The organism is Gordonia sp. LUNF6 (genome assembly GCF_047041125.1).
GTDB lineage: Bacteria > Actinomycetota > Actinomycetes > Mycobacteriales > Mycobacteriaceae > Gordonia > Gordonia sihwensis.
This window is the reverse complement of sequence record NZ_CP178181.1, coordinates 2,534,963-2,557,302: the sequence shown is the minus strand read 5'-3', so window position 1 is coordinate 2,557,302 and position 22,340 is coordinate 2,534,963. Positions and strand designations below refer to the sequence as shown.

21 protein-coding genes are annotated in these 22,340 nt (G+C 65.3%); 12 read left to right on the top strand and 9 right to left on the bottom strand.

From position 1 onward, the window contains the following. Positions 1-10: 10 nt before the first annotated feature. Positions 11-1,168, bottom strand: a complete 1,158-nt coding sequence (gene xerC / locus ACK8HH_RS11980; RefSeq protein ID WP_412475216.1) for a tyrosine recombinase XerC — start codon at positions 1,166-1,168, stop codon at positions 11-13. Positions 1,169-1,471: 303 nt separating this feature from the next. Here xerC and ACK8HH_RS11975 point away from each other — a divergent pair, with 303 nt between their 5' ends. From ACK8HH_RS11975 to ACK8HH_RS11955, 5 genes are all read left to right on the top strand, one after another. Beyond that, positions 1,472-1,669, top strand: a complete 198-nt coding sequence (locus ACK8HH_RS11975; RefSeq protein ID WP_412475215.1) for a helix-turn-helix domain-containing protein — start codon at positions 1,472-1,474, stop codon at positions 1,667-1,669. A gap of 906 nt (positions 1,670-2,575) precedes the next feature. Next, positions 2,576-3,268 carry a plasmid mobilization protein gene (locus ACK8HH_RS11970; protein WP_412475214.1) on the top strand — a complete coding sequence of 231 codons (693 nt, stop codon included), beginning with the start codon at positions 2,576-2,578 and terminating at the stop codon, positions 3,266-3,268. A gap of 137 nt (positions 3,269-3,405) precedes the next feature. Then, positions 3,406-4,626 (top strand): relaxase/mobilization nuclease domain-containing protein, encoded by a 1,221-nt coding sequence (locus ACK8HH_RS11965; RefSeq protein ID WP_412475213.1) that lies wholly within the window; start codon positions 3,406-3,408, stop codon positions 4,624-4,626. A 494-nt stretch (positions 4,627-5,120) separates the two neighbouring features. Beyond that, positions 5,121-5,720 carry a hypothetical protein gene (locus tag ACK8HH_RS11960; protein ID WP_412475212.1) on the top strand — a complete coding sequence of 200 codons (600 nt, stop codon included), beginning with the start codon at positions 5,121-5,123 and terminating at the stop codon, positions 5,718-5,720. A gap of 9 nt (positions 5,721-5,729) precedes the next feature. Then, positions 5,730-6,326 carry a hypothetical protein gene (locus tag ACK8HH_RS11955; protein ID WP_412475211.1) on the top strand — a complete coding sequence of 199 codons (597 nt, stop codon included), beginning with the start codon at positions 5,730-5,732 and terminating at the stop codon, positions 6,324-6,326. A gap of 176 nt (positions 6,327-6,502) precedes the next feature. Here the strand turns inward: ACK8HH_RS11955 and ACK8HH_RS11950 are convergent, their stop codons facing one another. The 3 genes from ACK8HH_RS11950 to ACK8HH_RS11940 all read right to left on the bottom strand — a co-directional run bounded on the left by ACK8HH_RS11950 (position 6,503) and on the right by ACK8HH_RS11940 (position 8,225). Next, positions 6,503-6,712 (bottom strand): hypothetical protein, encoded by a 210-nt coding sequence (locus ACK8HH_RS11950; protein ID WP_412475210.1) that lies wholly within the window; start codon positions 6,710-6,712, stop codon positions 6,503-6,505. Between the two features lie 20 nt (positions 6,713-6,732). After that, positions 6,733-7,044: a hypothetical protein gene (locus ACK8HH_RS11945; protein WP_006897805.1), complete on the bottom strand. Its 312-nt coding sequence runs from the start codon at positions 7,042-7,044 to the stop codon at positions 6,733-6,735. 158 nt (positions 7,045-7,202) lie between these two features. After that, complete coding sequence (locus ACK8HH_RS11940; RefSeq protein ID WP_412475205.1) at positions 7,203-8,225, bottom strand: IS30 family transposase; 1,023 nt, start codon at positions 8,223-8,225, stop codon at positions 7,203-7,205. A gap of 208 nt (positions 8,226-8,433) precedes the next feature. On the opposite strand from ACK8HH_RS11940, the gene ACK8HH_RS11935 reads away from it, so the two are divergent. The 3 genes from ACK8HH_RS11935 to ACK8HH_RS11925 are packed head-to-tail and all read left to right on the top strand — an operon-like array spanning position 8,434 to position 10,627. After that, complete coding sequence (locus tag ACK8HH_RS11935; protein WP_412475209.1) at positions 8,434-9,156, top strand: hypothetical protein; 723 nt, start codon at positions 8,434-8,436, stop codon at positions 9,154-9,156. Beyond that, the gene (locus ACK8HH_RS11930) at positions 9,153-9,383 is read left to right on the top strand and encodes a hypothetical protein (protein ID WP_006897803.1); all 231 of its coding nucleotides are present in this window, start codon (positions 9,153-9,155) and stop codon (positions 9,381-9,383) included. The genes ACK8HH_RS11935 and ACK8HH_RS11930 overlap by 4 nt, the downstream gene beginning before the upstream one ends. Then, positions 9,380-10,627 carry a type IV secretory system conjugative DNA transfer family protein gene (locus tag ACK8HH_RS11925; RefSeq protein WP_412475208.1) on the top strand — a complete coding sequence of 416 codons (1,248 nt, stop codon included), beginning with the start codon at positions 9,380-9,382 and terminating at the stop codon, positions 10,625-10,627. The genes ACK8HH_RS11930 and ACK8HH_RS11925 overlap by 4 nt, the downstream gene beginning before the upstream one ends. Before the next feature lie 526 nt (positions 10,628-11,153). On the opposite strand, the gene ACK8HH_RS11920 is transcribed toward ACK8HH_RS11925, so the two are convergent. Continuing rightward, positions 11,154-16,094 carry a DEAD/DEAH box helicase gene (locus tag ACK8HH_RS11920; protein ID WP_412475207.1) on the bottom strand — a complete coding sequence of 1,647 codons (4,941 nt, stop codon included), beginning with the start codon at positions 16,092-16,094 and terminating at the stop codon, positions 11,154-11,156. Between the two features lie 150 nt (positions 16,095-16,244). Here ACK8HH_RS11920 and ACK8HH_RS11915 point away from each other — a divergent pair, with 150 nt between their 5' ends. Further along, positions 16,245-16,730, top strand: a complete 486-nt coding sequence (locus tag ACK8HH_RS11915) for a hypothetical protein (RefSeq protein WP_412475206.1) — start codon at positions 16,245-16,247, stop codon at positions 16,728-16,730. Between the two features lie 51 nt (positions 16,731-16,781). Here ACK8HH_RS11915 and ACK8HH_RS11910 read toward each other — a convergent pair whose 3' ends face one another. Further along, complete coding sequence (locus tag ACK8HH_RS11910; RefSeq protein WP_412475205.1) at positions 16,782-17,804, bottom strand: IS30 family transposase; 1,023 nt, start codon at positions 17,802-17,804, stop codon at positions 16,782-16,784. Positions 17,805-17,968: 164 nt separating this feature from the next. On the opposite strand from ACK8HH_RS11910, the gene ACK8HH_RS11905 reads away from it, so the two are divergent. Further along, positions 17,969-18,091 (top strand): hypothetical protein, encoded by a 123-nt coding sequence (locus ACK8HH_RS11905; RefSeq protein WP_267892721.1) that lies wholly within the window; start codon positions 17,969-17,971, stop codon positions 18,089-18,091. A 69-nt stretch (positions 18,092-18,160) separates the two neighbouring features. On the opposite strand, the gene ACK8HH_RS11900 is transcribed toward ACK8HH_RS11905, so the two are convergent. From ACK8HH_RS11900 to ACK8HH_RS11890, 3 genes are all read right to left on the bottom strand, one after another. After that, complete coding sequence (locus ACK8HH_RS11900; protein ID WP_412475204.1) at positions 18,161-18,592, bottom strand: hypothetical protein; 432 nt, start codon at positions 18,590-18,592, stop codon at positions 18,161-18,163. A 9-nt stretch (positions 18,593-18,601) separates the two neighbouring features. Then, positions 18,602-19,126 carry a hypothetical protein gene (locus ACK8HH_RS11895; RefSeq protein WP_412475203.1) on the bottom strand — a complete coding sequence of 175 codons (525 nt, stop codon included), beginning with the start codon at positions 19,124-19,126 and terminating at the stop codon, positions 18,602-18,604. A 422-nt stretch (positions 19,127-19,548) separates the two neighbouring features. Continuing rightward, positions 19,549-20,283, bottom strand: coding sequence for a hypothetical protein (locus ACK8HH_RS11890; RefSeq protein ID WP_039866923.1), 735 nt, complete (start codon positions 20,281-20,283; stop codon positions 19,549-19,551). Positions 20,284-20,394: 111 nt separating this feature from the next. On the opposite strand from ACK8HH_RS11890, the gene ACK8HH_RS11885 reads away from it, so the two are divergent. Then, the gene (locus ACK8HH_RS11885) at positions 20,395-21,591 is read left to right on the top strand and encodes a sensor histidine kinase (RefSeq protein ID WP_062366603.1); all 1,197 of its coding nucleotides are present in this window, start codon (positions 20,395-20,397) and stop codon (positions 21,589-21,591) included. Further along, entirely contained in the window at positions 21,588-22,229 is a 642-nt protein-coding gene (locus tag ACK8HH_RS11880; protein WP_006895159.1) for a response regulator transcription factor, read from the top strand. The genes ACK8HH_RS11885 and ACK8HH_RS11880 overlap by 4 nt, the downstream gene beginning before the upstream one ends. The last annotated feature ends 111 nt before the right edge of the window (positions 22,230-22,340 follow it).

Genomic DNA, 22,340 nt, shown 5'->3' with positions numbered 1-22,340 from the left:
TCACAGAAGGTCACATCTGCTCCGAAACTCGTGCAGTGAGCGTCACCCCGGCGGCCGCGAGCGCGTCGTCTTGAGAATGCGTGTAGGTCGCCATCGTGAACGCCGCCGACGAGTGCCCGAGCCACGCCGCGATGACCGTGATCGGCACGCCCCTCAGGTGCATCAGGGTCCCGCAGGTGTGCCGCGCATCGTGCAGGCGCACGCGGTCGACGCCGAGAGCTTTGATCATTTCTCGCCAGTCGCGCGAGAGCTTGTCAGGGTGGTACGGCTTCCCGAATTCGTCGCAGGCGAGATGCTCGCCACCTTGGTACATCGAGCCCGCCTTCAGTCGTTCGGCCCGCTGTGCGCGTCGTGCGGCCTTCAGCACATCGACGACGTCCTGAGGGAGCGGCAGCGTGCGACGGGACTGTTTCGATTTGGGCGTACTGGTGAGAACTTCCTTGCCGACGGCGACACGCGTCTCGGCGATGGTGATGGTCCTTGCATCGAGGTCGACGTTCTCCCAGCGGAGTCCGGCGATCTCGCCCCGCCGGAGGCCGTGCAGTGCCAAGGTCCATAGGTGCCGGTCGCGACACTCGTGGTCGAGCACCGTGAGCATTTGCTCGTGCGTGAGTGTCTTCGCAGTCCTCGCGTCACGCTCCATCGGCCGAATATCGGCTGCGACGTTCCGGACGACGCGTCCCTGCCGCTTCTCCGATTCGAGCACTGCCTTGGTGAGCGTCAGCAGCAAGTTGCAGCTCCGTGCGGTCCACTTCTTCCGCCCCGGCGACTTTCCGGACCGGAGCCGTCGGAGCATGCGCACCACGTCCGCCTCGCTGAGCTTCTGGACCTGAGTGTCGCCGTTTTCATCAACGAGCGCTTGGAGGACCACGGTGTACGACTGAAGTGTCGTCGGCTTGAGTTGTCTCGTGTCGAGCCAGTCCTGCACTGCTTGACGGACCGTTGTCGACGACGCAGCGACGTACGTGCCGCGCGCGACCTCCGCCTGCGTCGTCGCGAGGAAGGACCGGGCCTCCCTCTCAGTAGTGAACCGCTTCTTGACCTGCTTACGCGGCTCACCCGGTGGAGCGACGTCGACCGTCACGACGTATCGCCGGACGGGCTTGCCGGTACGCCTGTCAACGACGTCGCGAGTCTTGATCTGTGGAGGGAGCTGTTGTCGTGCCATGCGCCGATCATGACACCAAACGCGGACACAGCCCGTGTAGCGCAGACATGATGGGGTACGACCGAGTGAGCGATCGGAACAGTTTGGTAACGATTGGATAACGGATTCTGCGGCGATCTGGCCGCGCAGCCGACGCCTTTGGCGGTACAGCCGACGCGTCAGAGTTGCCAAAACCCTAGACCCAGAAACAACTATTGAGTGCTGGCGCATCGCGAAACACACTGTGTGTTAGGAGTTTTCGAGCGCTTGGCCTCCTCCGAACCGCTGCTTGACCAGGGGCGCGACCGCGCGCACAGTTGCGGCATGGCCGATTCACCCGAACCCGCCGCCCCGATCCTGCTCGGGGCCGCGACCGCTGCCGCAGCGCTCGGCGTCCACCATCAGACGCTCCGCGCGCTAGCGCGCAGCGGCGAGATCCCCGTCGTGCGCGTCGGTCGGCGTGTGTTGTTCCGTCGCGATGACCTGGAGCGATGGGCCGCAGCGGCCGCGACCGCCCTCTGAACAACAAGATGCCCCGGCGCGCCAACGCCGGGGCTGACGAAAATCGTTCCCACCACAGGAAGAAATTTCGATGAGCACCATCGTAGCCGCGACGCGGCCCGCAGACCACCCTGACCCGTAAGCCGGGGCCGGTCGTTCTGGCGGGCTGCCCGACCGTAACCAGCGGCCCCACCACGCACCCCCGCGATGCCCGTACAGCGTCGCGCGGTGGTTCCCACGATGCGCCCACGCGGACCGGTCCGGTGCCCGCGGCGATGACGCATGGGTCCGGACGGGCGAAATCCGGGGCGAATTCGCCGGGCCTTTGGGGGGATGGCCGACGGCCCCCAAACACATCACCACGACTGGTTAGGGCACTTCCCTATTATGAATTCTGATTTGAGCGTCCTCGCGCGATCGCGGGGACTCCACGACGACACGATCCGGTTCGTACAGCGCGTGCACCCGCGCACGCTCCGTGCGTGGGTGACTGGTCAGGTGATCGTTCCGGATGCCGAGCGGCGGGGCCGTCGCCATGTCGACGCCGCCCCGCCCGGTGGGTTTCGTGCGAAATTTTGGACCGACGGCCGGTGTGCGCTGTGCGGCGGGCCGACCGCGCCCCGGCAACGACTGGTTGTGGTCGCCGACCGTGGCCCGTCGTCGGACCGCTACGCCCACACCCTTTGCGCGCGGGCGCAGCGCGCCGCTGACGCCGAGCACCGTGACGCTGATGCTGAGGCGGCCCGCCGACGCCGAGCACGCCGCAAGGCCGGGCGGAGGCGGTCGTGACCGCCGTGCGGGTCCGACCTTCGGTCGGATGGTCGGCGCGGCGGCGCTCCCCATTCGGTCGGCCGCTGCGCGGCCTCCCTCACCCGACCGGGGTTATGCCGTGCGAGCGTCGGCGGCCGGCCACTCCGCTAGCGCTCCGTGGACAGGCCCCCGCCGCCGCACGGCATAACCGACCGGTCGGAAAACTCCCGCCCCGCAGCGGCACCACCCAGACCATCGTCAGGACTTCGTCAGACGCTCGGGCTGGGTCGGGACGGGAGAGCGAGCAATGCCCTACAGGCGCCTCTCACCACCCCGCTCCGCTCGTGGCTCGACGCGCCTTCCGGGCTGCTCGCCCTCCGGTCGCCTCCACTCGCTGCGCTCGCTTCGACTCCCTCCGGGTGGTGCGACGTGGACGCTAAGCGCGCCCACGCCAGGGCCGACGCTGCCGCGTCGGCGCGTCGGACGCGTCGCTTCCAGCTCCGCGTAACCGACGCAGAGCACGCAGCACTTCGTGCCGCGATGGCGGGCGCGGGCCGTGCTGAACTCGCGACGTGGGCGCGACTTGTACTGCTCCGCGAAGCACGATCGCCGCGTAATGCGCGCACCGAAGCCGCCACGCCCGCACACGCTACTGACTCAGTTGAGGTCTCCGAACTGCGTCGCGCGGTGCGTGAACTGGTCCGGATCGGCGTCAACTTGAACCAATGCGCGCGCGCACTGAACACGCCGGGCGGTGACGCTAACGGCGAGTGGGTGCGATGGCTTGAACGTCATGCTGACACGATTGACGCGCACGCGGACGCCGTTCGAAACGCCGTCGAGGCACTGACGAACGCGGAGCGAGAGTGATCGCTAAGGCCATCCGTGGCAGCAGTGCGCGAGGTCTCGCACGTTACCTTCACGGGCCCGGACGGCGAAACGAACACACCTACAAGCGGAGGGGTAAGACGCTCGCGGGTGGTGTCGTCATCGGGGGCTCAGTGTCCGTGGAGCGCAGTGAATCCGGCGAGTGGGGACGAGCGCTCGACCGCGTCATCAGGCAGCGAGACAAGGTGGGGAAGGGTGTCTACCATCTGCCGATTCGCGCCGACGCCAGTGACCGGACGCTCTCCGATGGAGAGTGGAGAGTCATCGCCGAACGCGTCATGGGTGCGCTCGGCATCGGCGACGAGTACCCGTGGGTCGCTGTTAGGCACGCCGACGACCACATCCACATCGCGCTGTCGCGGGTGAGTTTCGACGGCGCGCACGTCGCGAAACTGTCGTGGGACTACGCCAAGATCATGAAGGAGCTGCGGTCGATCGAGGTCGATCACGGACTCGCGGGCGTTGCGATGCCCGGCCACAACCCCGACCGGCCGTCGATGCACGAGCGCGTCACGACGGCGGATTCGGCGCGCGCAATGCGCACGGGGGACACCCCTCCGCGTACGAAGGTTGCCGCGCTCGTGCGGGCCGCGCGCGACGCGTCAGCAGGTCTCGGCCGCGCAGCATTCGAGGCCGAACTAGACAGTCTCGGCGTCCAATACCGAGCCAACGAAGCCAAGACCGGCCGGATGAACGGGTACAGCATCGCGGCTGGAGTCGACGCAGATGGCGAACCGATCTGGCACGCCGCATCCAAACTTGCGCGCGACCTGTCGTGGTCGAATCTCGGCAAGACCGTGGAGCAGGGCACAGCTATACCGGCTGAGCAAGCCCGTGCAGCAGCCTATGCCCACGTAGATGCGACCGCTGCGGCCTGGCGGGAAGCCGCCGCACACGCCACTGAAACCAAACGCCAACAAGCACTGCACGTCCACCCATCACCATCGACAACGGAGAAGGACACGACCATGACCGCACCCGACTCACACGACTTCCTCCAGGGCGTCCTCAATGAAATGACCAAGACCAAGGGTGAATCCCTCATGGGTGCCGTCACGGACGCATTCGCGCCGGACATCGAGGCGATCGACCAGACAGTCTCCGACGTACTCGGAGTCGAGTCGGCGAGAGAAGCGCGCGACCGCGAAGCCGCCGACCGCGTCGCCGACGCCGCAGCTGAAGGCCGCCATGTCGACGGACAGACCGTCGAAGCACTCGACACACCAGGCGAGTCCAATGAGCACAGCTGGTTGAACGACCTGCGACGCGAGCAGCACGCCGCCCGTGAGGACATCGTCGGACTCGAGTTGGACCAACCCGACGACGGTCTCAGCCTGTAGCCGTTAACACCTTCACTCTGGGGCTGCGCCCCAGACCCGCACCTCAAGGAAGTCCGCTGGGATCGGTCCACCGGTGCGGACCCAGCGTGGTCGGTGCGGTGGTGTGGTGGTCGCCTCCCATCGACAAACCCACGGCTACCACCTGCACGCGGGCGTCTACAAGGACGGCCAAGGCCGCCGCTACGCGGTCGCTCCGCGATCCCCTCCGGCACCCACGCCCAGGCGGTCGAGACGCCGCCGCCGACGGGAAGCGACCACCACACCACCACCCCTCATGAAGGCCAAGCATCCGACCCAGCCTGGCACCAAGCCAGCAACCAAGCCAGCAACCAAGCATCCAAACAAGGCGCGATGCCAGGAACGATCGGCGAGGAGGAACCGCAGATAAGGCCTCTGACCTGCAGTTATCCCTTGACGCAGTGAAGTTGAATAGTTACAATGAGTAACAAGAAAGAAACGCAAAACGTTACTTTAAGAACTGAGAGGTTGACGCCATGCCGAAGCCGCCTACCAACACCGCGTCGATCGCCTCGGCGTTCGCAGAGTTGTCCGCGGAGGGTGTCGCCATCAGCGTCCGCGCCCTCCGCGAGCGCGCCCACGTCAGCACCAAAGCAGCCAGCGACTGGCTCGCCGCCAACCGGCCGAGCCGCGAAACGCCCCCAGCCCCGACCGAGGTGTTCAGTGGCATGGTCGACACCCTATGGAGCGCCGCCCTCATCGCCGCTCGCGACGAAGACGCCGACGCCCGCAACACCGAGCGCACCGAACTCCTCGCCGCCGAACGTGTCGCCCTCGACGACGCCGACACGGCGACCACCGAACGCGACGCCGCCGTCGCCCGCGCCGACCACGCAGAAGCTGAAGTCGCGACCCTCCGCGCCCAAGTCGACGACCTCCGCCGCCAGCTCGACGCCGAGGCCGGCCGCGCGCGTGCTGCCCTCGACGAAGCCGCTGCCGCCCGCCAGGCCGCGCACGCCTCCGAGGTCGCCCTCGCCGAAGCCCAGGCCACCGCGAGAGCTTTCCGCGAGGTCATCGCCGACCGCGACAAGGCCACCGCTCAAGCCAAGGCAGATGCCGAGCCCGCCGACAAGTAGGAGAAACGCGTGTTTATCCACCCGACGCACCCGAATCTCGGCGATCGTCGCAAAGCTGGGGTGCAATTCCGTCGAGAGGCCAAGGCGCGCGGTGAAACTAAGAACACCCGCCTGCACGATTCGGCGACTGTCCGGTTCGGCCAGAAGCTGGGCGTTCTTCGGCAGCACCCAGCACGCTGGTGGGACAATAGTGATGTCCGCGGCCTGTCCCGTTTCGTTGACGTGCAGTTGCACGCGGAGACTGTTCACCGTGCTCTCGCCTCATGGGCCTTCGAATTCGCCGCCTACGCAATTGCCGATGACCACGACCACCCGGTCCCCGAATTCGTCCCCTTCGTTCTGGACCCGGCCGTTCTGCGGGTGACGTGGGAGATCGACGCAGTGACCGACAATGTGGTCCTGGTCGCTGCGACCGCCGGAGCGGGGGAGATCGCCCGCGTCCCGATCATCGGCACTCTTGCCGCCACCGAGGCACTGATGGCCGAGCAGATTGACCAGCCGTTCACCATCGACGAGCACGGAGGCAGCGAGTACGAACCTCAACGAAAACTGCGCAGCTCGACTGGGCCCTCGAACCTAACCAGGCACGGAGTTGCCGAAGCATGAAGGGCTGGAACCTGCGAGCAGTTTCAGCCCTTCTGTCTGGGCCCACATAGAAGGCAGGACCGAAGTATGTCGCACCGTGCCATTGGTGGTGCCGCCTGATCGCTTGAGTGTGGAATCGACCGATCAGGCGGCACGGTGCGTAGGGGAGCGGGTGTGTGTTGGGTGCCGTTCCGCGCCTACGCGATCCGGGTGTCAGCGATGCGGTCGACGACTGCTTCGCTCAGTGCAGGATCGGTTAGGAGCTGGGTATAGAGCGCCGTCGTGAGGTCTTGCGTCGATACTCGCGAGACACCGAGCGTTTCGGCGGCCTCGGCCGCCCAACGTTTCAGCGCGGCGTTCAGATGCTGATCGACGCGCACGGTGTACGCAGCGGGTCTGGTGGTCATGCGGCGATGATGTCACGGCGTCAGATCGCGGCCTGCGTCTCGGCAAGCCACGCAGCCGTGCGGCCCCATCCGTTCGGTCGGTCCGCCTCGCCTCCCACGAACCCGAAGAGATCGAAAGCCCACCGTGCACACACCGACTCAGCATCTTCACCGAGGTCATCCATGACGTGCGTGTCGCGAAGCAGATAGGCGACCACAACGACGTAGCCCGTCGACCAGGCGGCGATGAACGATCCCCATCCCCGTTCGCGGACGAGGTGGCACCGTGCGATCAAATCCTCCCGCAATTCGACGAGATCCCCTGGCGATTTCGCGGGGATTCGCTGAGCCATGAATTCATCGAAAGTCACACATCGATGGTGAATGATGTGACGTCATGACGTCAATGGAAGAAATTGGAAATAGTGTGAGTTGGGCCACAGTTGACACGTTAACTGCAAATTGCTTTCGATCGAAAGGGTGGAGTGGCGGCGAATTACGGCTGGCGGTGTCAACTCGTGGAAGCAACGTTGTCCTTCAGTAGGCGTTCGAAGACTTCCCGTGGAGTGTAGAAGCCCAGGCACTGCCGTGGCCGCTCGTTGAGCTCGCGGGCGATCGCTTCGAGGTACAGCTGATCGGATGGGATTTCGGTGCCCTTGGGCAGGTACTCGCGGATCAGGCCGTTGGTGTTCTCATTCGTCGGGCGTTCCCATGGCGAGCGGGGATGAGCGAAGTAGATCGGCAACTCGGCGGCCACGGTGACGCTGGCGTGCTCGGCCATCTCGGTGCCTTGATCCCACGTCAGGCCCTGTCGCATGAACTCCGGCAGTCCTCGCAGGTGATCGATCAGCACATCAGCAACGCCGGGTGCTTTCTTCCCGTCCGGCAGACCCAGGATCAGCGTGTACCGGCTGGTGCGCTCGACCAAGGTCACCGCCGCGGACTGGCCGGCCTTCCCGACGATCAGATCTCCTTCCCACCAGCCCGGCACCCGCCGATCGGCCGCGGTCTCGGGGCGGTCGTCGATGCTGACCATGCCCACGATCCGCGCCGACCGCTCACCGACTGACTTGCGGGGTTTACGCGCGGTGCGCTTGGACTGCAACAGGATGCCCTGAGCAGCCAACTCTCCCTTCGGAAGAGCATAAATCCACCGATAGATCGACTCGTGTGACACGCGGCGGCCCTGCGCGTTCGGTGAACCCGTCATGGGATCCACTGTGGGGTCTTGGGCCTCGAGCTTCAACCTCCCCGCGATCTGGCGCGGCGTCCGCGACCTGCGCAGGTCGGACCGTACCCGGTCGGCGAGCACCGAGTCAGCATCGATCGCCCTCGTCTGCGGACGGGCCCGCCGTGCGCGGGCGTGCTTGTCGGCGTGCACCACCTGATACGCGCCCGTCTTGGTGGCATTGCGTTTGATCTCGCGAGACACCACCGACTTGTCGCGCCCGATCTGCTCGGCGATCGCCGTGACCGTCATCCCCGCACGCCGTCCGACCGCGATCTCCGTCCGGTCCGCCACCGTCAACATCATCCGTCCCAGCCCCACCCAGGGTCTCCTACCGCGCTACCCGCAACCCCTCGTGGCCTGCAGTGTTGCTACGACGGTATGACACCGCCGCTGGTTCGATGACGACAAGGTTCACCTCACTCTTCGGATGTCGGCGGCGCTGCCTGCGTCTTCGCATTAGTTGATGCACGAAATTCGAGTGCTGTATTCATACCCACATATTAAATAGTGGATGATTGATCGATCGATGGAGCCGATTCACTGCTCCTTTACATGTGCCACCGTGGAACTTCTAATCGACCTTATGAAGGCGAATCACTTTGAACGCGAGCGTGCGGCAGCGCTCCGCGACACCACCAGCCGACACGACACGCTGCGCGGCCGATGGTCGGCGTGGGTGCGGTGGGCGCTCGAAGACCGTGTGCGTCGAGCGGACCTGGCTGCAGGCTTCGGCGGCTCGTCAGCGACACCGTCCAAGCCGCCGCCACGCCCGTGGCGGTCCAAGCCGCTCCGTGACGACCCCAAGCATCAGGACCGTCAAGCCGACCCGGACGGCATCGGCTGGGCTGCCGCTGCTGTGGCGCGGGGCGTCGGAAGAACTGTATTGACAGTGCTGCTGGTGCCAGGCCTGCTGATCGTCGGTTCCTGGTGGATTGTGGTGCCGCGTGTCGGTCCCGTGCGGCCCCGAATTCTCGCACTGGCAGGCATCGGACTCGCGATGGTTGCCGCTACCGCAGTAGCGCTCCTGAAGCCACTAGACGCGGTCGAGGCGGCCGCCACGCTGCCGTGGCTGTGGCTAGGCGTGTCGATGATCTCAGCGGCCTCGATCGCGCATGACGTCCTCGGTTGGCGGCCGCCGATCACCGGCAACACCGCGACGACGACGCCCGATAGCGCAGACGGCCCGCTGATCACCCTCGACGACCCTGACACTGACCACCCCGAGGCCGCATGAACAGCAGTGTGGGCGTGCGTCTCGACGACGCAGCTGCTGACCAGATCGACGCCCTGGCAACACGATTCGACCTCACGGCGGCGGCAACGGTCCGCGCCATCGTCGTCGGCGCACTCGCCGACCACACGCCGCCCGAATGGTTCACCAGCGAACGCGACCGCATCCGCCACACGCTCGCCGACCGTGGTCGCCGCGTCGCCGCGCACCGATGGAAGGACCGCACATGACCGCTGTCACAGACGCGCCGTACTGCGGGTTCCGGGCCGGCAAATACGCCGAAGCCGGGCCCCACGTGATCGTCAGCGGACCGACCGGCGTCGGCAAAACCTTTCGAGTGCTCGGACCGGCCGCCGGGCTCTGGCCCGGTCCCGCGATCGTCGTCAGTTCGAAGACCGATATAGCCGAGCTGACGATCCCGGCACGCCGGAAACGCGGTGCGCAACGCGTCCTCGACCTCGGCGGTCACGCTCGCCTGCCGGGTGACGTGCAGCGCGTCCGCTACGACCCGACGACTGCCCTGGAGACCGCCGACGACGCCCTCGACCTCGCCGCGCTCCTGCTCAAGGTAGGGGGCATCGGCGCAGGCAGTGGCGGTGCTGACGCGTTCTGGTCGACACTCGCGACCCCGCCTCTGGCGGGCCTGCTGTGGGCGTCCAACGGCGCGGGTGGCATCGCACGCGTCGCCGACGTCGTCGGCGACATCGCGGCCTGGGAACCCCTGGTGATGTCGCTTAAAGCCGATCCGGAGCCCGGCGCGAGCCGCCTCGGCGGGCAGCTCGTCGCGGTCGCCACGATGGAAGGCCGTATGCAATCGTCGGTGATCGCGACGATGACACCGGCGGTTGCGGCGTGGATGCGAACGAGCATCGCCCCCGACGACTGTGAGCCGACGATCGACCTTGATGCACTGACGACGGGGACGCTGCACGTCATCGCGCCCGGTGAAGGCGTCGCGGCACCCGCCGCGTGCGCCCTGCTGGCGCAGGTCGTGTGGAAGCACCGTCGCGCCGTCGAGAAGGGTAGCCCGCGCCCGGTCGTGCTCATCGTCGCCGACGAACTCGCCAACACGGCGCCACTCCCGCATCTTCCGACCTGGGTGACCGAGGCGCGGGGCCTCGGCGTCCGGATCATCGCCGCTGTGCAGGCGTTCTCACAGCTGACGGCCCGATGGGGTGACGCCGACGGCCGCGTCCTCCGCGACGTTTTCCCGACGGTCCTGGTTCTCACGGGGTCGCCCGACACCGATCTGCTGGAGCGGGCCGCAACGTACGCAGGCACGGTCGAGCGCGGTGAAGTCACGATCCACGACGGGGGCCGCCAGCGCTCGCACTCGGTGACCGAAGCTCAGGCGATCCGACCCGAAGCGCTCGCCGCCCCAGACGACACGAAAGGCCGCCTGCTCAACGGCGGTCGCGACGCCGGACTCGTGGACCTACCCACATGGACCCATCTCACTCAGAAAGGTACGTAGACCAACGATGAGTTGCCAGCGCTGCATCCAGTACCACATGGGAACGCCCTGCGGATTCTGCGGAAGCCGCCACGACGGCCCAGAACCACGATTCGACCGGGACTGCCAGCGCTCAGATGCCGTCGCAGCCTGGACCGACTGGCGTGGACCGGGCGAAACAATCGGTCGCCAGGACACCCCCATCCCGCGCGTAGCGCAAGTCCTACGTGACCGACACTTCGCGCAGGCGATTGATGCCGTGGACGAAGTCGAGGACGATGAAGCCCATCGCGTGCTGTGCGACCTGATCCGTGCAGCAGCACGGCCCCGCTGGTGGCAGTTCTACCGACGCACAATCCGCCCTCGCGGGGGCACGGACGCCAACGAGTGACCCCAAGCTAGCGACCCAGCATCGGACCCAGCCAGCGGCCAAGCATCGGACCCAGCCAGCGACACGGCATTCACCCCACCCAGCGGCCAGGCACTTGTGCGGAAGAGTTTCCGCCAGACCGGTGCAACATTCGCCGCTGCTGCCCAGTCGTCGCCGCTACTCGACTGCGCTCAATCGGTCTACGATCCGCATGGTTTCAACGGCGACCGTGGTGACGCGCTTGATGAGGTTGACGATGTACCGGGGGGCGTCGTGTTCGTCGCACCAGTCGTTGGGGTCGTTGACGATGCCCGAGGCTTTGTCGGTCTTGACCTGGTAGCGGTCGATGATCCAGGCGAGCGCAGACCGCGACCCGAGCATATAGCGCTCTGCGTCCTCTGGGATGCCAGTGATAGTGACGTTCTTGTTGTAGACGATGGTGGTGCGATCGTCGACGCGCTTGCCTGTATCGGGGTCCTTCTCCTTTCCCCAACTGAGTTTGGTGACTCGCCACGTCTCCCTGCCGTCGAGCGACGTACCCGCCTTCACTTGTACGTCGAGCGGGTACGGGTCGACAGTCTCGTATCCCGTGTGTAGATCGGCGAGCTGTCGCCCCGCAGTGGCGAGTTGGTCAAAGCGTTCGCGGCTGTCCGGCGTGGGGATGTGCGGCAGCATCTTGCGGAGATCTGCGGCGTACGTCTGTCGGTATGACGGGTCGTGGAGGATCCCGTAGACGTAGTAGAAGATGTCGTCCTTGGTCACAGTGCCGCCGAGTGCGTCGGCGTAGATAGCTTGTATGTCATCGGTGATGTTGTCGACGCGCCGGTAGCCCCACTCGTCAACTTCGTCAGCGTCCGCACCGAAGTCAAGTTCCCCGTCGCGTGCCGCGACCGTTTCGTAGGTCCACCGCGAGAAGAACTGAGCCGTGTACATGAAGAATGAAAGGTCCGGGAGGAAGTCCACTGCTAGTGCTGCGAACGCTGTGCCCTCCCGTGGTGCCATGACCAAGATTCCGGTGTTGGTGTGGTTCGGTGTTGGGAACATTGAGGCGAGTTGGGAGATTCTGTCGTTGACGCGGTCGTCAAAGTAAGCCCATTGTGGTGCAAACGGACGATACATGCTCTGGTAGACGTATTCGTCGCCCCAGGCGATCTCGGTGCTGCGTGCTACGTGCTGTTTGATCGATGTATTCCAGCTGATCTTCCCGACGCCGGTGTGTTCTGGGTGTTCGGCAAGGTACCGGGTGACATCCGGTTCCTTTGGCGTCGCAATGCCCTCTGTGGCGACGTAATCGGAAAATTCGCTCTGCAATGATTCGTATTGATCAAGCATTGCCTTGACATTGGTTGCGATACTTCCGCGGTCCCACGCGTAGCACCAAGCATCGCGGCCAGTTTTCAGTCCTGACGAGAATGTGCGGAACACGGTGGTCTGACCTGGTTGGGGTCGTTTGGCGCCGATGGTGGGCCAGGTGGAGAATTCTTCGTTGCGTTGGTTGGTCCAGTCGCCGTGTGTGTTGGGGGTGATGGGGGTCCAGTCGATAGTGTCGAGGTGGCCGTCGTTGATGATGGCGAGTTTCTCGTCGCGGTTGAGGTAGTCGCCGATGTCCCGGTACAGGAGCTCGAAGTCACCTGTGTGAGCGGGATCCTTGACGCCAATCCAGACTGAGATACCCACACGTACGTTGAAGACATTGCCGCCTTCTCGCTTGGCGGTTTCACCGGCGGTCCGAGAGTTGCCGCGGAGGTTGTATACGTAGATTTGTGAGTATTCGTCGGCGAGGCTGAGTCGGACTCCTGCTGCGGTGTTGCTGTCGATCCAGCCGGCGTTGGAGACGAACGCGACGATGCCGGTGTCGCCGATGCGGTCGGTGGCCCAGCGGAAGGCTCTCAGGTAGGAGTCGTAGAGACTGTTCTTGAGTTGCGCAGTGGACCGTTCGGCGTAGGTGTCTTTGATGCGCTGGTCGAGGGTCGGGTAGGCGATGTTGGCGTTGAGGTCGTTGGCACTGTTTTGGCCGACGGAGTAGGGCGGGTTGCCGATGATGACGTTGATGGGGACGGCGAGTTGTCGGGTAATGCGTTCGTTGTTTTGGGGGAAGATCACCTCGTCGAAGCTGTCGCCGTCTTCGGTGATTTGGAAGGTGTCGGCCAGGACGATGCCCTCGAACGGGTGGTAGTCGTCGGCTTCGGTGATCGCGTGGTAGGTGGTTTCGATGTTGACTGCGGCGATGTAGTAGGCCAGGAGCATGATCTCGTTGGCGTGCAGTTCGTTGGCGTACTTGCGGGCCAGGTCGGCGGGGTTGATGATCCCTGATTGCAGGAGTCGGGTCATGAAGGTGCCGGTGCCGGTGAAGGGGTCGAGGATGTGGACGCCTTCGTCGGTCAGGCCTCGTCCGAAGGCGGCGCGGGAGGCGTGGTCGGCGGCGCGGAGGATGAAGTCGACGATTTCGGTGGGGGTGTAGACGATGCCGAGGGCGTCGGCTTGTTTGGCGAAGCCGAGTTTGAAGAACTTCTCGTAGAGTTCGGCGATCACTTGCTGGGTGCCGGCGGCGGTGGTGACTTCGGAGGCGCGGGTGCGGACCGAGGCGTAGAAGCCTTCGAGTGTGGTGGTTTCGGCTTCCAGTCCGGCATCGCCGAGGGTCTCGATCATTTTTTGCATGGTGATCGAGACGGGGTTGGATTCGGCGAAGGCGTGTCCGGCGAACAGGGCGTCGAAGATGGGTTTGGTGATCAGGTGCTGGGCGAGCATGCTGATCGCGTCGTCGTTGGTGATGGAGTCGTTGAGGTTGTCGCGCAGGCCGGTGACGAACTGCTCGAACCCGTTGGTGATGGTGGGGTCGGCGTCGTCGACGATGGCGCGGATGCGGCTGATGAGGGCTGAGGCGATGTCGGCGACGTCTTTGGCCCAGTCCTCCCAGTAGGTGCGGGTGCCGACCTTGTCGACGATCCGCGCATAGATGGCTTCCTGCCACTCCGACAGGGAGAACAGGGCCATCTGTTTCGCTAGCTCACGGTCGGATTGTGCCGGGTCGGTGGCGTAGGGGTCGCCGGTGCTGTCGAGGCTTTCGGCCTCACCGGACTCGGGTTTGGGTGGGCTGACGGGGCCGACGTGACCGGCGAACAGGGTGTCCGAGCCCTTTCCGGCCTTCTCGGCGGTGGTGTTGAGGTTGATGGAGTTGACGAAGGCGTTGAAGCGGTCGTCGTGGGCGCGTAGGGCGTTGAGGACCTGCCAGACGGTCTTGAACCGTTGGTTGTCGTTGAGGGCCTTCGACGGTTCGACACCGGCAGGGACCGCGACCGGGAGGATGATGTAGCCGTAGTCCTTGCCGTCGGCCTTGCGCATCACGCGTCCGACAGACTGGACGACGTCGACGACACTGTTGCGGGGGTGTAGGAACAACACGGCATCGAGTGCGGGCACGTCGACGCCCTCGGACAAGCAGCGGGCGTTGGTGAGGATGCGGCACTCGTCCTCGGCGGCGGGCGCTTTGAGCCAGGCCAGTTCGCGGCCGCGTTCGAGGGCATTGAAGGTGCCGTCGACATGATGGACTTCGCACGCCAAGTCCAGGTTCGTCTCGTCGATACTGCGCCCGTCATCGCGTGCATCCTGCAACAGGGTGCGGTAGCCGTCGACGACGGCCGGGAACACGTCGGCGACCTGCTTGGAGGCTTTGATGTCCTTGGCGAAGGCCACCGCTCGGCGCATCGGCGTCTCTCCGGGCGCGAACCCGGTACCTGTCGGTGTGGTTCCGGCGCGCTTGGCGAGTCCGTTCCAGCAGCCGACGATCCGGGACGCATCATCAAGACGCAGCTCGCCGAAACCTTCCGACATGCCCTGCTGAACGGTGTCGGCGATCATCTCCTGATCAACAGTCAGCACGAGGACCTTGTAATCGGACAGCAAACCGCGCTCGACAGCGTGACCGAATGAGAGACGATGGAATTCGGGGCCGTAGACGTCCTCGTCGTCCATCGAGGTCACCTCAGCAGAGGCCTCGTCGGCCTTGGCTTTGACCTTGTCGTCATAGATGCGCGGTGTCGCTGTCATGTACAGGCGACGCGACGCGTGCAGGTAGTCGCCGTCATGGATGCGGACGAAGTTCGACTCACCAGCATCGAGCAAGGTCACGCCGGTGGTGCGGTGAGCCTCGTCCGCAATCACCAGATCAAACGAATCGACCCCCAGCTTCTGCGCCTCGGCGACCGTCGGCAACGACTGGTAGGTGGTGAACACGACCGTCAAACCGGCCGCACGCTTACGATGACCCATCTCAGTCATCAGCTGCGTCGCATCGGTCGTCACTGGGATCGCGACGTCGACGGTGGTGATGTCCTCGGCGGCGCGGGAGACCTTCTTGTCCGAGCACACCGCGAACGCACGCAGATCGAGCCGGGTCTGCCCCGACCACTCGCGCAGGGTCTGCGACAGCAGGGAGATCGACGGGACCGCGAACAAGATCGTGGCCTTACCGCCATTCTCGGCAGCGGTGCGTTCGGCGATCTTCAACGCGGTGAACGTCTTTCCCGTTCCGCACGCCATGATCAACTTGCCCCGGTCATGACCTGCAGCGAACCCACGGAACACCGCCTCGATCGCCTCACGCTGATGCTTGCGCGGCTCGTGCTTGACTGCCGGAGCCAAGCTGATCGACGGCGTCTCACCCGGCCAGGCGATATCCCACGCAATCGGAGACTCAGCGATCTCGGCCATCCCGATCCGCTGCACTGGAATCATCTGCCCCTCCAGCGCCTCCTCGGCGTGCTTGCCCCACCGGTCGGTCGTGGAGATGATGACTCGGTTGGTGAACGGCTGCTTACCTGACGCGGTGAAGAACGAGTCGATGTCCTCCTTGCGCAGGGTGTGGGTCGGCTCGTAGAACTTGCACTGGATCGCCGTGTACTCGCCCGTGTCGCGCTCACGAGCCACGAGGTCGATCCCCGTGTCAGGCTTACCTTGACGGCCGGGCCAATCCATCCACTGCCACACCGCGTCATACTGCTGCGACAGCACCGGATCGAGCTCGAAGTACCGCACCATCAGCTGTTCGAACTTGGTTCCCCGTTCGGCGTTCGAGGGTGCCTGGCGGAACGCTTCGATGACTTCGTGGATCGACCCCATGGAACTATGACTCCTGCCGTCGGTAGTGGACGCGATCAGCGTATCGAGCCCGGGCTACGGCCCGTCACGCAACCGAGAACTGCAGGTGAACGACCACGTTGCTTCCGCTACCCGGCGAGTCCTTGGGGCGCAGTTACCTATGATGAGGTGATGAGCGAGGACGATCATTCTCTAGATGCTGCGATTCGCGAGATCCTCATGCTTGATCGGGATCTGCTCGACCGGCTTGGGAACGACGCGGACGCTGACCAGGAGAATCGTCAACTTCTGGCAGAGCTTGCGGTCGCTCACAGGCGCTCGGAGCTGGACCTCACCCTGTCGCTCGACGAAGCTGCCCACATCGCAGGGATGACATCGGTGGACATCCAGAATCTCCTCGCGGAGGGCGCTCTCATCGCGTATTCGGTCGACGGTATCGATCGAATACCGCGCTGGCAGCTCACCGAGAGTGGCGTCCTACCTGGCGTGAGCATTATCGCCGCCGCAATACCCGTCGGCTGCCCGATCGAGTCGCTGGTCGCATTCCTAAACATCGGCAATGAAGACTGCGACGACCTGACCCCGCTTACCTTCATAGAGTCCGGAGGCGATCCCGCTGCTGTTGCTGACCTCGTCAGGGAACTCGATCAATGCTAGTGCCGCCGTCGACACGTCGATAACAGACTATTATCAGAAGCGACGGCGGTGTCAACTCGTGGAAGCAACGTTGTCCTTCAGTAGGCGTTCGAAGACTTCCCGTGGAGTGTAGAAGCCCAGGCACTGCCGTGGCCGCTCGTTGAGCTCGCGGGCGATCGCTTCGAGGTACAGCTGATCGGATGGGATTTCGGTGCCCTTGGGCAGGTACTCGCGGATCAGGCCGTTGGTGTTCTCATTCGTCGGGCGTTCCCATGGCGAGCGGGGATGAGCGAAGTAGATCGGCAACTCGGCGGCCACGGTGACGCTGGCGTGCTCGGCCATCTCGGTGCCTTGATCCCACGTCAGGCCCTGTCGCATGAACTCCGGCAGTCCTCGCAGGTGATCGATCAGCACATCAGCAACGCCGGGTGCTTTCTTCCCGTCCGGCAGACCCAGGATCAGCGTGTACCGGCTGGTGCGCTCGACCAAGGTCACCGCCGCGGACTGGCCGGCCTTCCCGACGATCAGATCTCCTTCCCACCAGCCCGGCACCCGCCGATCGGCCGCGGTCTCGGGGCGGTCGTCGATGCTGACCATGCCCACGATCCGCGCCGACCGCTCACCGACTGACTTGCGGGGTTTACGCGCGGTGCGCTTGGACTGCAACAGGATGCCCTGAGCAGCCAACTCTCCCTTCGGAAGAGCATAAATCCACCGATAGATCGACTCGTGTGACACGCGGCGGCCCTGCGCGTTCGGTGAACCCGTCATGGGATCCACTGTGGGGTCTTGGGCCTCGAGCTTCAACCTCCCCGCGATCTGGCGCGGCGTCCGCGACCTGCGCAGGTCGGACCGTACCCGGTCGGCGAGCACCGAGTCAGCATCGATCGCCCTCGTCTGCGGACGGGCCCGCCGTGCGCGGGCGTGCTTGTCGGCGTGCACCACCTGATACGCGCCCGTCTTGGTGGCATTGCGTTTGATCTCGCGAGACACCACCGACTTGTCGCGCCCGATCTGCTCGGCGATCGCCGTGACCGTCATCCCCGCACGCCGTCCGACCGCGATCTCCGTCCGGTCCGCCACCGTCAACATCATCCGTCCCAGCCCCACCCAGGGTCTCCTACCGCGCTACCCGCAACCCCTCGTGGCCTGCAGTGTTGCTACGACGGTATGACACCGCCGACCCCACAAGAATGAACAGGGGCTGTCGGCAGTGTTCTTGGGGTGGTCTCAGTATCGCGCTAATCGGGAGGAAAACCATGGATGACCAGCAGTTCAATCGTCTGCACCAGCTGCTGACGAAGATTTCGAATCAGCTTGACGACCTGATTGCGATCGAGAAGAAGAGCGAGGACGCGCTCGACACGATCAAGTGGAAGTAGCGAAATCTGCTTCGCTGCTGAAAAAGCTGTGGACTCTACCGATTCGGTAGAGGCCACAGTCATGTGCGGTCAGAACGGCACGTACGTGTAGAACTGGACGGCCGACAGGCTCGCACGGTGTCCAGCGGCGATGACCATCACGCCGGGGCCGGTGCGGTAGGTCCGGGTGACGGACTTGCCGCCGCGCGGGCCCGAGGTGACCGGGATTCGAATCTGATCGACGCCCATCATGCCCCAGCCGAACCACGGCCGGACAGTGCACTGCCGAGTGAAGCGATTCGGCGTGAACTTGACGGTGACACGGCCGGGACGACGGGCGTCGGTGTAGAGGTTCACGCGGATGTTGCCTCGGCACTTACCTGCCTTGACCCAGAAGTGATTGCCGCTGACGGCGATCGCCTGGGCGGGTGCGTTGCGGGCCTCCGCCGGAGCGGCGGGAGTCAGCGTGACCCCGGCGATGGCAGCGATGCCGACGGCGAGCGTAGCGATGAGCTTTCTCATGTGAAGCCCTTACTGTTTCGTCGCGGTGATCGGGAACTGATTACCGTTACCGTCGACGCCCATCAGAGTGAGTGTGCTGCTGCTGGAGTCCCACTTGGCAGGGACCTCGAACGACGTGCTGTCCCATTGCCAACTCAGGGAGGCGTCCCCCATCTTCTCAGGCACGTTGCTGGCCATGCCGGTGCCATCACCGGTGATCTGAACGAATCCGTTGCCGACCATCCAAGTTCCGGACTGGGGTAGGTCGGGGTCCCCGGAGATCGTGAACGTTGAGTCTTTGTTCACAGTGAGGTCGAACTCGACCGGAGGCTTCGGGTCGGCCGTGGCAGAACTTCCGGAGGTGAGCTGGTACTGGACTTTCCAGGTGCCGACCGCGAACTCCTCGACCACGGCGTCGGTCGGGCTCTTGTCGCCGCCGCACGCGGTCGCGATCGCGGCACCTGCGGCGAGCATGCCGAACTTCAGTACTTCGCGGCGCGTGAAGCCGATGCCGCGTGCACGGCGCGCGATGTCGCGTGTTTCGGAGATAGCCATCATTCCCCCTCTGCCGGTCTATGCAGGGCCAAGCCGATCAGCTCGACGACTACCTACAAATCCGACACATGACTTGTAGCACATCCGACCCCGCTACTGGACTAGCGGCCAATCCCGGTCCCGTGCCCACAGCATCGAGGTGGCAAGCGGCCCAGCGAAGCGGTCGCGCGGCAGCGCTTCGCAAGCCAGGTCGTGCGCGACCGCACGCGCTCGGAGTCACGGGAGAGTCACAAGTGTGGACTCACTCCAGCGCACACCAACTCACGTATGTCCTGATCAGACCGCATCAGACTCAGCGCAACGCATCTCAACTCACCAGGATCGCGAGACTCATAATCAGCTGGTCGCGGGTTCGAGCCCCGCTCGCCCCACTGAAACACCCCTGCGTCCGTCAACATCCCTGCTCCCGCCGACCGCCCCGCTCAGGCCCGGGTCACCCCGATCGACGGCAGGAAGAAGTACGAGGTCCGGCCGCGTCGCACGGTGCCGTAGACGGCGCACACCACGACGCCCTGGCCGGTGTCGACCAGACCTCCGCGAACGCCGTTCGACGGGATCACGCGCAGCGCTCGTTTGAGGCGAGAGACCGTGCCGGCGTACATCACCGGCGGAATCGGTGCGGACTTCACACGCTTGGAGACCGCGTCGATCACCGTGTCCGTGAGTCCGCCGAGCGGCGCGCCGAGCCCACCGCGCAGCGTGGTGACGTTGAACCAAGCGACGTGGACGCCGGACTTGTCGCCGAAGTCGGCGAACACGCCCACGGGCAGGAAACCGTAGAGGATCTCGCCGCCGCGCACCGCGTTCACGCTGACGTTCGCAATGGTGAGGTTGCCGATTCCCGGGGTGTACGGACCGGCCACGGCGCCGCCGACCGCGACCGGAAAGGTGAGGTCGGTGCTGAGCCCGACGGTCGGCGTGAACGTGGTGATGCCGAGTTGGCGCAGCAGCCGGTTGGCGGCTTCCACACCGTCCACCGGAACCGGGGCGGACTGTGCCTGAATCGGGCTGGTGAAGGTGCGCGCGGTCGCCAGCGCTCGGGCTCCCGGCACTGCGAGGGCGTCGGTGGCGGAGGCCGCGGCCCGGCCGACCAGTGCGGTCGACTGCTGTGCGATGCCCGTGACGCTCCGTCTCCCACGGTCTGCTAACGAAGTCACACGTGAACGGTACAACGCTCATTGGCACAATCGGCGGATCGAGCGTCGAATGCATCGCCGGTCACAGGGGATCGAGTCGGCCATGCGCTCCGGGCATGGCACGGTAGTGGCATGGTCATGATCGGCAGGTACCGCGTCGCCGACCCCCTCGCGTTCCCGAACCTCTCACGACGGTCGACGATCGCCGACGCCGTCATCGGTCTGATTCTGCTGGTGCTGATGCTGGCCTTCTCGTCAGGTCTCACCACGACGGTGCAGGTGGTCAGCCTGCTGATCGGGCTGGCACTGATGTGCCGCCGGTCCGCGCCGTCGGTGATGATGCTGCTGGCGGTCACGTCGGCGGTGATCCAGGTGGCGACCTACGACGTCGCGGTGGGACCGTGCCTGCTCTACTCGGTGCTCTACTACACGGCGGGCAATCATCCGGATCGTCGGGTCCGGGGCGCGTCGCTGGCCGTGGCAGTCGTGGGTTCGGCGATCGCGGCGTGGGTGTATCCGAGGTCGACGGCGTTCGGCACCGATGCCGAGGCGTCGACGATCGTCTCGCACACGATGACCTTCGTCGGCATCGCGGTGCTGCTGGTGGGCAGCTGGACCTTCGGATTCATCCGGTATCAGCGCCACAGCGTGGAACAGGCGAGGATCGCCGAGCAGATCTCCGAACTCGAACGACGGCGACTGCTCGACCTGTACGACGAGCAGGCCCAGCGGTCGAGTCTGGCCCGCGACATGCACGACGTGGTGGCGCACTCGCTCGCGGTGGTGGTGGCGCAGGCCGAAGGAGCACGCTTCGCCCTGGACGCCAGTCCTGAGGCGGCGAAGGAGGCGCTCGGCGTCATCGCCGACACGGCGCGGCAGGCGCTCGCCGACGTCCGGGGCGTGCTGGAGGAACTGCGCAGCACCGAGTCGACGGCCGAGCACGCGCGAACCGACCGCGACCAGCTCTACGCACGGATGCGCGCAGCCGGAATGACGTTGCAGTCCACCGAGATCGGTGACGAGGACGCGGCGTCGCCGCTGAGTGTGCGGGTCGCCTTCGCGGTCCTCACCGAGGCATTGACGAATGCGCTCAAGTACGGCGACCTGGGTGCGCCGGTGTACGTCCGGCAGGACTGGTCGGACGGATGCCGGCTCACGGTGGCGAACTCGCTGTCGGAGAAGCCGCTGGCTCCCGGTGGCGCGGGCCACGGCATCAGGGGCATGGCAGAGCGGGCCGAACTCGCCGGCGGTACGCTGACCAGCGCCGCCGTCGAAGGCGGCTGGCTCGTCGAACTCGTCATCCCTGCTCGTCCGGAAGGACCGTCATGATCCGCGTCGCCCTCATCGACGATCAGCCGCTGTTCCGTGGCGGGATCGCGATGATTCTCGACAGCCAACCCGATGTGGAGGTGGTGGCGCAGGAGTCGTCGGCGCTGAACCTCTCGTCGACGGTGCGCGCGTCCGCGCCCGATGTGATCCTCATGGATGTGCGCATGCCGGGCATCGACGGGATCACCGCGACCCGTCAACTCGTGGCCGACCTCGGCGACGAGGCGCCGAAGATCCTCGTGCTCACCACATTCGACGTCGACGAGGCCGCCGCACGGGCGATCGAAGCCGGTGCGAGCGGATTCGTCCTGAAAGACGCGCAACCGGAGTTCCTGCTGGCCTCGGTGCGCGCGGTGGCCGACGGCAGCCAGGTGGTCGCGGCATCGGCCACCCGAAGGCTCTTCGAGCGGCACGGAACCCGTACCGCCCGTCCCGGACCGGAGTACGACGCGCTCACGGTCCGCGAACGCGAAATCCTGGTGCGTGCCGCGTCCGGGCTGTCGAATGCCGAGATCGCGCAAGCCGAGTTCCTGTCGGAGGCGACGGTCAAGACGCACATCTCCCGGATTCTCGCGAAGCTGTCGCTGCGCGACCGCGTACAACTCGTGGTGTACGCGTACGAGCACGGCCTCGTCTGACGAGCCGGAGGACGCAGCGGCGTACATCTGCGGGATGACCCCGCACCCGCCCGTCGGAGGACGCGATTTGCGCCGGTAGGCGGACGCGAAGAGCCAGGTCAGAGCCATAAC

Excerpts from the sequence above, each read along its gene's own strand:
- xerC (WP_412475216.1), bottom strand. The coding sequence starts at position 1,168 with ATGGCACGACAACAGCTCCCTCCACAGATCAAGACTCGCGACGTCGTT.
- ACK8HH_RS11940 (WP_412475205.1), bottom strand. The coding sequence starts at position 8,225 with ATGATGTTGACGGTGGCGGACCGGACGGAGATCGCGGTCGGACGGCGT.
- ACK8HH_RS11945 (WP_006897805.1), bottom strand. The coding sequence starts at position 7,044 with ATGGCTCAGCGAATCCCCGCGAAATCGCCAGGGGATCTCGTCGAATTG.
- ACK8HH_RS11925 (WP_412475208.1), top strand. The coding sequence starts at position 9,380 with ATGACCGCTGTCACAGACGCGCCGTACTGCGGGTTCCGGGCCGGCAAA.
- ACK8HH_RS11930 (WP_006897803.1), top strand. The coding sequence starts at position 9,153 with ATGAACAGCAGTGTGGGCGTGCGTCTCGACGACGCAGCTGCTGACCAG.
- ACK8HH_RS11880 (WP_006895159.1), top strand. The coding sequence starts at position 21,588 with ATGATCCGCGTCGCCCTCATCGACGATCAGCCGCTGTTCCGTGGCGGG.
- ACK8HH_RS11905 (WP_267892721.1), top strand. The coding sequence starts at position 17,969 with ATGGATGACCAGCAGTTCAATCGTCTGCACCAGCTGCTGACGAAGATT.
- ACK8HH_RS11895 (WP_412475203.1), bottom strand. The coding sequence starts at position 19,126 with ATGGCTATCTCCGAAACACGCGACATCGCGCGCCGTGCACGCGGCATC.
- ACK8HH_RS11910 (WP_412475205.1), bottom strand. The coding sequence starts at position 17,804 with ATGATGTTGACGGTGGCGGACCGGACGGAGATCGCGGTCGGACGGCGT.
- ACK8HH_RS11960 (WP_412475212.1), top strand. The coding sequence starts at position 5,121 with ATGCCGAAGCCGCCTACCAACACCGCGTCGATCGCCTCGGCGTTCGCA.
- ACK8HH_RS11950 (WP_412475210.1), bottom strand. The coding sequence starts at position 6,712 with ATGACCACCAGACCCGCTGCGTACACCGTGCGCGTCGATCAGCATCTG.
- ACK8HH_RS11900 (WP_412475204.1), bottom strand. The coding sequence starts at position 18,592 with ATGAGAAAGCTCATCGCTACGCTCGCCGTCGGCATCGCTGCCATCGCC.
- ACK8HH_RS11920 (WP_412475207.1), bottom strand. The coding sequence starts at position 16,094 with ATGGGGTCGATCCACGAAGTCATCGAAGCGTTCCGCCAGGCACCCTCG.
- ACK8HH_RS11975 (WP_412475215.1), top strand. The coding sequence starts at position 1,472 with ATGGCCGATTCACCCGAACCCGCCGCCCCGATCCTGCTCGGGGCCGCG.
- ACK8HH_RS11915 (WP_412475206.1), top strand. The coding sequence starts at position 16,245 with ATGAGCGAGGACGATCATTCTCTAGATGCTGCGATTCGCGAGATCCTC.
- ACK8HH_RS11885 (WP_062366603.1), top strand. The coding sequence starts at position 20,395 with ATGGTCATGATCGGCAGGTACCGCGTCGCCGACCCCCTCGCGTTCCCG.
- ACK8HH_RS11935 (WP_412475209.1), top strand. The coding sequence starts at position 8,434 with ATGATTGATCGATCGATGGAGCCGATTCACTGCTCCTTTACATGTGCC.